Origin of the sequence: Micromonospora deserti, from assembly GCF_003236335.1 — a bacterium.
GTDB lineage: Bacteria > Actinomycetota > Actinomycetes > Mycobacteriales > Micromonosporaceae > Micromonospora > Micromonospora deserti.
Genome location: NZ_POUB01000047.1, coordinates 23,042 through 30,456 on the forward strand (window position 1 = coordinate 23,042; position 7,415 = coordinate 30,456).

Sequence of the window (7,415 nt, forward strand, 5' to 3'; positions counted from 1 at the left end):
CCCCACGGCGCTCGCCGGCTGCTAGGCCGAACGGCGCGGCGTGGCCATTGCGGCTCGCCGTTTTCCCGCGATAGCGCGACCCGCCGAAATGAAAACGACGCGCATTGTTGCGGATTTGCCGTGCGATAGGTCAAACTTTGAACACACCCCGCCCCACACAGGGAGTAATTGGCGATGGCGAGAAAAGTAATCACGGTTCTGACCGACGACCTCGACGGCGGAAAGGCCGACCGGACCGTCGAGTTCAGTCTGGACGGCGTGGCGTACACCATCGATGTCTCCGACGAGAATGCGGGTGTGCTGCGCAAGGCGCTGGACCCGTACATCAACGCTGGCCGGCGGATCGGGCGCGGACCGGTCGACACCGGGCGGGCGGGCCGCCGCCCCGGTGGGTCGGGCGGCGCGGGAATGGACCGGGAGCAGAACCGGGCCATCCGCGAATGGGCCGTGAAGAACGGTTACAAGATTTCCGAGCGCGGTCGCATCCCGGTCGAGGTCGTCGAGGCGTACAAGAACCGCTGAGCGATCCGGGGAACGCTGCCGGTCGGACGGGGTCACGCTGGGAAATCAGCGTGACCCCGTCGATTCTGCCGCCGCCTTTCCGCCGCCGGGCCGGGTGCCCGCCCGCCGCCGCCGTGACCGGCGCCACGGTCGGCGGCGCATGACGGGAGTCTGTCGTACCCCTGGGTTGTAATGAGCGGAGCCCGATAGAGGCATTACGCAAACGACGCACGGGGGTGGCGGATGACGCGCTGGTGGACGCAGACGGCCGGCGGGTTGCCCCGCACCTTCTGGTACCTCTGGACGGCCACGCTGATCAACCGGCTGGGCAGCTTCGTCGCCATCTACCTCGGGGTGTACCTGGTGTCGGTGCGGCATTTCAGCCCGGCGTACGCCGGGATGGTGATCGGGTTGCACGGCGCCGGCAGCGCCGCGGGCGCGGTGCTCGGCGGGGTCGTCGCGGACCGGTGGGGGCGGCGGCCGGCCATGCTGGCCGGCAACCTCGCCGCCGCCGCGGCCGCGGTGTCGCTGGGCCTGAGCGGACACCCGGTCGCGATCGCCGCGCTGACCCTCCTGCTCGGGCTCTTCCTCGGCGTGGCCCGGCCGGCCTTCACCGCGACCATCATCGACGTGGTCGGCGAACGGGACCGGCTGCGGGCGATGACGTTGAACTACTGGGCGATCAACATCGGATTCTCGATCGCCGCGACCGTCGCCGGTCTGGTGCTCCGCTTCGACCCGCTGCTGCTGTTCGTGATCAACGCTGCCGTGCTGCTCGGCACCGCCGCCCTGATCGGCCTGAAGGTCCCCGAGTCGCGGCCCGCGCCGGTCACCGTCGGGCAGTTCACCCGGGCCGACCGGGGCGGGCTCGGCACGGTACTGCGGGACCGGGTCTTCCTGACCTTCACCGCGCTGACCGGGTTGGCCTGGCTCTGCATCGAGAGCAGCGTCATGCTGCCGGTGGCGTTGCGGTCCGACGGCCTGCCGGCGTCGGCGTACGGCCCGATCATCGCCGTCAACGGGCTGATGATCGTGCTCGGGCAGCTCTTCGTGCCCCGGCTGATCGGCCGCTTCGACCGGTCCCGCACCGTCGCGGTCGCCGCCGTCGTGATCGGCACCGGCTTCGCGCTGACCGCGCTCGCCGACGCCGTCTGGTTCTACGCCCTGACGGTGGCCGTCTGGACGCTCGGGGAGATGCTGATGACCCCGGCGAACTCCGCGCTGACCGCCGACCTGTCGCCGGCCGCTCAACGAGGCCGCTACCAGGGCGTCTACTCGCTCGGGTACGCCTTCGCCACGTTCGCCGGGCCGACCCTCGGCGGCCTGGTCGCCGACCGGTTCACCACCGACGCACTCTGGCTGGGGCTGTTCGGGTTGGCCCTGCTGGTGGCCGCCGGCAACCTGCTCGCCGCGCCGTCGCGCGCCCGGCGGATCGCCGCCCTGCGCACCCCCGCACCGCCGCCGTCCCCAGCCCGGCAGGCGGCGGCGGTCTGACCGCCCGCCGGCCGGGGTCGTCCGGAGCCGCACCCCGGAACGACCCCGGCCGCGGCTCAGCTGACCTCGATACGCACCACGTCGAAGGCCGGGGTCTGGTTCGCCCGCTCCATCATCGGCAGGCGGTGCGACCCGTCACCGGCCCAGACCGCGCACTGCGCGGTGCCGGACTCGGGCAGCCCGGGAATCTGGATGATGACGTCGTCCGGCTCGGCGCCGCCCCGGCCGTCCTCGGTGGCGACGAAGAACGCCGGCACCTCCTCCGGTTCCGGCGGCTGGCGGAGACTGTCCAGCATGCGGCAGGCGGTGTGGAAGTGGCCGCGGGTCAGGCCCTGGTCGTTGAGCAGCGAACTCTCCACGTAATAGCCGCCCTGGCCGGCGGCGAGGAAGCGATCCCGGACCAGGTTGCGGGTGGTGACCCGGAGGGTGAACGCCTGGTTCCGGTTGACCTCCTCCGGGAACTGGGTAATCAGCAGCGACGGGTTGTTCGCGGCGGCCCCGACCTCACCGAACGCGGTGCTGACACACCGGTTGCCATTCTGGAAACCATTGTGCGGCTGCAACCGGCTGTCGTCGCAGTTGTTCGCCAGCACATCCAGGCCGGCGCCCGGCGCCCCGTTGTTCCCGCCGTTGTTGTTACCCCCGTTGTTGTTACCGCCGTTGTTGTTTCCGCCGTTGTTGTTTCCGCCATTGTTGCCGTTGTTGTCGTCCGTGGGCTGCACCTGGCACTCAGCGAGCTGGCCCAGGCCGCGGGGCCGCGGGCCGAACCGGTCGATCGCGATGGTGATCCGCTCCAGCGTCGCCCGTCGCTTGCTGGCCAGCGGCCCCAGGATCGCGTTGCGGACGAAGTTCTCACCCCGGTTGCCCTCGGCCGCCAGCCGCCGGTCCGCCTCGGCGATCTGGGTCTGCAGCAGGGCGAGGTTGCGGTCCACCTCGGCGCGGGCCCGGTCGGGCACCTGCGGAAGCCGGCCGGCCACGTCCGGGCAGGCCACGGCCGAACCGCCGGTGCTCGCGCCGCCGCCGGCGAGGGTCTGCTGGCACTCGGCCACGGACTGCTGCCCGTCGCCCCAGTGGTTGCGTACCCACCGGCCGTTCTGCCAGGTGCGGGTGGTGGTACCGCCCCGCCCGCTCGGCGCGGTCGCGCCGGGGCTGGGCTCCACGCAAGCCGCGGCCGCCGGGCGGGTGTTGGCCGACCGCCGGTCCTCGGCCGACGAGATCTGGGTCACGGCGACGATTCCGCCGAAGACGGCGAGCGTGCCGACCACGGCCAGCAGACGCTTGCTCCGCGCGTTACCGGATGACCGGCGCGCCCGTGTGGACCTGCGCATCGAATTGCTCTCCTTCTCGATCCGGTAGTGGATTTGTGACCTCGGACCGACGGAATTGAGGTGGCGCACCCCGACGGAAACCGTCGTGGCGAACCGGCGGCATGTCGATGACCGACGATGCCCTTTCCGCACCGTCTTCCGCATCTGCCGACGCGGATGGGGAGATCCTGTCCATTCCCGCAGGAGTACGGGACGGCAGCCGCCAGGGTTCAACCCGGATCGCAGAAATTCGAGGGAGTTCGCCCCGCCGGGGGCGGCCCGACGGGAGATCGCCCCCGGCGTCGGACCGCCGGCCGATGCCGGGTGACCGGCCGACGGCGCCGGCCGTCGGCGGGCGGGGGTCAGTCCACGCAGAGGTGGTCGAAGGCGAAGCCGTTCACCATCTCGTCCCGGCGCGCCGCGAGCCGCCGGATGTCCTCGATCAGCTCCCGGCGCGGCACCAGCCCCGACGCGCCGGTGTCCAGCCCGGACAGCCGCCCGCCGACGGCCATCGTCGCCAGGTCCTCGGCGAGCCGGTCGGGGGCCACCCCGCAGGAGAACCGGTGCTCGTGCACCGTCACCCGCTCCACCAGGCAGGCGCCGGGGCGTACCTCGACCCAGCTCCACCCCTCCGCCGGACCGCCTCGCCACCGCACGTGCAACCCCCGCACGATCGGGTCCACCAGCCGCCGCGACACGTACGCCTCGACGGCCGCCGCCCGGGCCAGCGCGCCGAGGTCGTTGACGTGCCCGATCCGCCCGTCCGGTAGCCGGCCCAGGATGTCCCGGAACCCGACCGGGGGCGCCTCCCCCGGCTCGGCCTCCCCGCCGGCGGCGTAGTCACACGCGTCGATCACGTACGCCACGATGCGCCGCCCGTGCTCGTCCGCCCGCAGCGTCGGCGACCCGATCCGCAGCACCGGCAGGCCGACCGCCCCGGCGACCGCGTCCTTCATCCGCCCGGCGCGCTGCCCGGCGGAGCCGGCGGGCGGCGGCGGGCCGATCTCCACGGCGACGCGCGGGGTGCCGCTGCCCGTGGCGCAGACGACAAGGTCGTAACCCTCGCGGATGGCGGTGTTCCACTGGTGGCCGGTGATCCCCGGCGGCCGCCGGTGCACCAGCTCGCCAAGCCGGCGGGCGGCGTACACCAGGTGGCCGCCCCGGGTGAGCAGCGGGGGACGCCCGCCGTCCGCGGGCAGCGCGCGCAGCCGGAAGCCGTCGTCACCACCGGTGCTCGTCATCCACCTGACCCATCCGCCGTCCGTGGCCGCGCCGAGTCGCCGGCCGCAGGCGAGTCTAGGCGCTCGATCATGCTCGGCGCCTCGCCGGTGCGGCCGGCCGCCGCCGGCGGTCGGACCACCGGCAGGCCCTTCGGGATCCGGCCGGCGGCTCCCCGCGGCCCGCGCGGCTCCGGCCACCGGCTGATTGCGCCGAGTGGTTCCGGCCGGCGGCCGGCCGGGAATCCGGTTGAGCCGGTCCGTTTGGCCGGGTGGGATGAGCCGGTGACGATCTTCCTGCGCACCGACCGGCTGGTGCTGCGCGAGTTCACCACCGCCGACGCGGAGCTCCTGGTTGAGCTGGACGGCGACCCCGAGGTGATGCGCCACCTGACCGGGGGACGGCCCACCCCGCCGGAGGTCGTCCGGCACGTCACCCTGCCCCGGATCCTCGCCCACTACCGGCGAGCGCCCGGGCTCGGCTGGTGGGCGGCGGCGGACCAGTCGTCGGGCCGCTTCCTGGGCTGGTTCGAGTTCCGTCCGCTGCACGACGGGGACCCCCGTGAGATTGAACTCGGGTACCGGTTGCGGCGGGCCGCCTGGGGCGCCGGACGCGCCACCGAGGGCTGCCAGGCCCTGATCGACAAGGGCTTCACCGCGCTGGGCGTCGAGCGGGTCACCGCGAACACCATGGCGGTCAACACCCGATCGCGCCGGGTGATGGAGAAGTGCGGCCTACGGTACGTGCGCACGTTCCACGCGGACTGGCCGGAGCCGATCGCGGGTTCCGAACACGGCGAGGTGGAGTACGCGCTCACCCGGCGGGAGTGGCACGACCGCCGGGCCGGTTAGCCTCTCGGACGAGACCGGGAGGTGGGCCGGATGCGGGTGGTGTCGCTGGTGCCGTCGCTGACCGAGGCGGTGGCGCTGACCTTGCCGGGGGTGCTGGTCGGCGCGACCGACTGGTGCACCCACCCGGCGGGGCTGGACGTGGCGCGGGTCGGCGGCAGCAAGTACCCGGACCTGAGCCAGGTCCGGGCGCTGCGCCCGGACCTGGTTCTGCTCAACGTCGAGGAGAACCGCCGCGTCGACGCGGACGCACTGGTCGCGGCGGGAGTGCCGGTGCGCGTCACCTACCCGAGGACCGTCGACGGGGCGCTGGCCGAGCTGGCCGACCTGCTCGCCGAGCTGGGTGCGCCGGCCGAGCCCGGCTGGCTGGTCGCGGCCCGCCGGGCGTGGGCCGGCCTGCCCGTGCCGGCGGCGCCGAGGCGGGCGGTGGTGCCGGTCTGGCGGCGCCCGTGGGTGGTGCTCGGCGCCGACACCTTCGCCGGTGACGTGCTGCGCCGGCTCGGGGTGACCAACCTGTACGCCGGCCACGCCGACCGTTATCCCCGCCCGATGCTGGACGAGCTGCGCGCGCGGGCGCCGGAGCTGGTGGTGCTGCCCGACGAGCCGTACCGGTTCACCGCCGGCGACGGACCAGAGTCCTTCCCCGGCGTCCCGTGCGCCCTGCTCTCCGGGCGTCACCTCACCTGGTACGGGCCGTCGCTCGCCGAGGCGCCCGCCGTGCTGGCCGCTCAACTCGCCGACTCGGTGACGTACCCGGCCGGGTAGGCGCCGCCCCGACCGCCGGCAAGGTCACCGGCCGGGGCGTGGCGGCGTCGCCGCCGATACACCTGGTGCCGCATGACGGCGATGACCGCGCCGACCCGCACGGGTCGTCCCCGACACGCCCCGGCCGGCCCGCCGGACCGCCCGGTATCGGCCGGTCGCGATCCGGCAGGATCGAGGGACCGGAGAGACCGGACCAGGACGGCAGGAGACTCCCGCATGAACCAGGCAGCAGGCGCCCGCGAGGGCAAGCCCGAGGTGGGCCCGATCGAGGGCGCGCCGCCCGCCGACCTCGTGATCGAGGACATCAGCGTCGGCGAGGGACCGGAGGCCCGGCCGGGCCAGCTGGCCGACGTCCACTACGTCGGGGTCGCCCACTCCACCGGGCGGGAGTTCGACGCCTCCTGGAACCGGGGGGAGACGTTCCAGTTCCCGCTCGGCGGCGGCCAGGTCATCGCCGGCTGGGACCGGGGGGTGGTGGGCATGCGGGTTGGCGGCCGGCGCCGGCTCACCATCCCGCCGCACCTGGGCTACGGCGACCGGGGCGCCGGTGGCGTGATCAAGCCGGGCGAGACGCTGGTCTTCGTGGTCGACCTGCTCGACGTGCGCTGACCGCGCGGGCAGGGTCGCCGACTCCCCCGTCGACCCTGCCCGCGTGGCTGCGGGCCGGCGACGCCGGTCGGCCTTCAGCAGGCCACGAGCTCGCAACGGGGTTCGACGATCGGGATGACCCGGTGCAGTCCGGTGGCCCGCAGCACCCGGGCGACCACCGGATCGGGATCGACCAGCACCAGCTCGCCGCCGCGGGCCCGAACCCGCAGGTGCGCGGCGACCAGTGCGCGCACCCCGGCCGCGGAGAGCACGCCGACGCCGGAGAGATCCAGCCGGAGCACCGGGCGGGCCGGGGCCGCCCAAAGGGCGGAGCGCAACGCGCCGACCGTGGCGATGTCGACCTCGCCGGTCGCCCGCACCTCCACCACCCGGTCACCCACGCTGACCTCCACGTGGAAGCGGTCGTCACGCTGTCCCATGCCGACGAATCTAGCCCCGACCACCGACAATTCCGCCCTACCGAGGACCGAATCCGGGTACGCCCAGGGTCCGACCCCGAGGTCTCCGGGATCCCCCGCAGGGAGGAGGCGCGGGCGGCACCGAGGCCGGCAGCCGCGGGGGCGGGCAGCGCGCGAGGGCCGGCGCGCGCGAGGGCCGGTGGCCGAAGACGAGGTGTGAGGGCCGGCGCGCGGGACATCGGCGGGTGAGAATGGTGCCATGGTCGTCCCCCGCC

Annotated in this window: 8 protein-coding genes; 5 read left to right on the top strand and 3 right to left on the bottom strand. The window is 73.9% G+C overall.

Going from position 1 to position 7,415, the window contains the following annotated elements:
* The first annotated feature begins 174 nt into the window (after positions 1-174).
* Both C1I99_RS10050 and C1I99_RS10055 read left to right on the top strand, forming a co-directional pair.
* Positions 175-522: a histone-like nucleoid-structuring protein Lsr2 gene (locus C1I99_RS10050; protein ID WP_111133940.1), complete on the top strand. Its 348-nt coding sequence runs from the start codon at positions 175-177 to the stop codon at positions 520-522.
* Positions 523-744: 222 nt separating this feature from the next.
* Positions 745-1,995, top strand: coding sequence for an MFS transporter (locus C1I99_RS10055; RefSeq protein WP_111133941.1), 1,251 nt, complete (start codon positions 745-747; stop codon positions 1,993-1,995).
* A gap of 56 nt (positions 1,996-2,051) precedes the next feature.
* On the opposite strand, the gene C1I99_RS10060 is transcribed toward C1I99_RS10055, so the two are convergent.
* Together C1I99_RS10060 and C1I99_RS10065 are read right to left on the bottom strand one after the other, a co-directional pair.
* Complete coding sequence (locus tag C1I99_RS10060; protein ID WP_111133942.1) at positions 2,052-3,323, bottom strand: hypothetical protein; 1,272 nt, start codon at positions 3,321-3,323, stop codon at positions 2,052-2,054.
* A 341-nt stretch (positions 3,324-3,664) separates the two neighbouring features.
* Positions 3,665-4,543: a PDDEXK family nuclease gene (locus C1I99_RS10065; RefSeq protein ID WP_111133943.1), complete on the bottom strand. Its 879-nt coding sequence runs from the start codon at positions 4,541-4,543 to the stop codon at positions 3,665-3,667.
* Between the two features lie 261 nt (positions 4,544-4,804).
* Here C1I99_RS10065 and C1I99_RS10070 point away from each other — a divergent pair, with 261 nt between their 5' ends.
* The 3 genes from C1I99_RS10070 to C1I99_RS10080 all read left to right on the top strand — a co-directional run bounded on the left by C1I99_RS10070 (position 4,805) and on the right by C1I99_RS10080 (position 6,742).
* A complete protein-coding gene (locus C1I99_RS10070; protein WP_233512443.1) occupies positions 4,805-5,371 on the top strand; it encodes a GNAT family N-acetyltransferase in 567 nt (188 codons plus the stop codon).
* 30 nt (positions 5,372-5,401) lie between these two features.
* Complete coding sequence (locus C1I99_RS10075) at positions 5,402-6,133, top strand: helical backbone metal receptor (protein ID WP_111133945.1); 732 nt, start codon at positions 5,402-5,404, stop codon at positions 6,131-6,133.
* A 216-nt stretch (positions 6,134-6,349) separates the two neighbouring features.
* On the top strand, positions 6,350-6,742 hold the full coding sequence (locus C1I99_RS10080) for an FKBP-type peptidyl-prolyl cis-trans isomerase (RefSeq protein WP_111133946.1): 393 nt from the start codon (positions 6,350-6,352) through the stop codon (positions 6,740-6,742).
* 74 nt (positions 6,743-6,816) lie between these two features.
* Here C1I99_RS10080 and C1I99_RS10085 read toward each other — a convergent pair whose 3' ends face one another.
* Positions 6,817-7,161 carry an STAS domain-containing protein gene (locus C1I99_RS10085; RefSeq protein ID WP_111133947.1) on the bottom strand — a complete coding sequence of 115 codons (345 nt, stop codon included), beginning with the start codon at positions 7,159-7,161 and terminating at the stop codon, positions 6,817-6,819.
* Between the last annotated feature and the right edge of the window lie 254 nt (positions 7,162-7,415).

What these genes read in the sequence shown, in the direction of transcription:
- C1I99_RS10060 (WP_111133942.1), bottom strand. Translation starts at nt 3,323, where the DNA reads ATGCGCAGGTCCACACGGGCGCGCCGGTCATCCGGTAACGCGCGGAGC.
- C1I99_RS10080 (WP_111133946.1), top strand. Translation starts at nt 6,350, where the DNA reads ATGAACCAGGCAGCAGGCGCCCGCGAGGGCAAGCCCGAGGTGGGCCCG.
- C1I99_RS10055 (WP_111133941.1), top strand. Translation starts at nt 745, where the DNA reads ATGACGCGCTGGTGGACGCAGACGGCCGGCGGGTTGCCCCGCACCTTC.
- C1I99_RS10065 (WP_111133943.1), bottom strand. Translation starts at nt 4,543, where the DNA reads ATGACGAGCACCGGTGGTGACGACGGCTTCCGGCTGCGCGCGCTGCCC.
- C1I99_RS10050 (WP_111133940.1), top strand. Translation starts at nt 175, where the DNA reads ATGGCGAGAAAAGTAATCACGGTTCTGACCGACGACCTCGACGGCGGA.
- C1I99_RS10085 (WP_111133947.1), bottom strand. Translation starts at nt 7,161, where the DNA reads ATGGGACAGCGTGACGACCGCTTCCACGTGGAGGTCAGCGTGGGTGAC.
- C1I99_RS10075 (WP_111133945.1), top strand. Translation starts at nt 5,402, where the DNA reads ATGCGGGTGGTGTCGCTGGTGCCGTCGCTGACCGAGGCGGTGGCGCTG.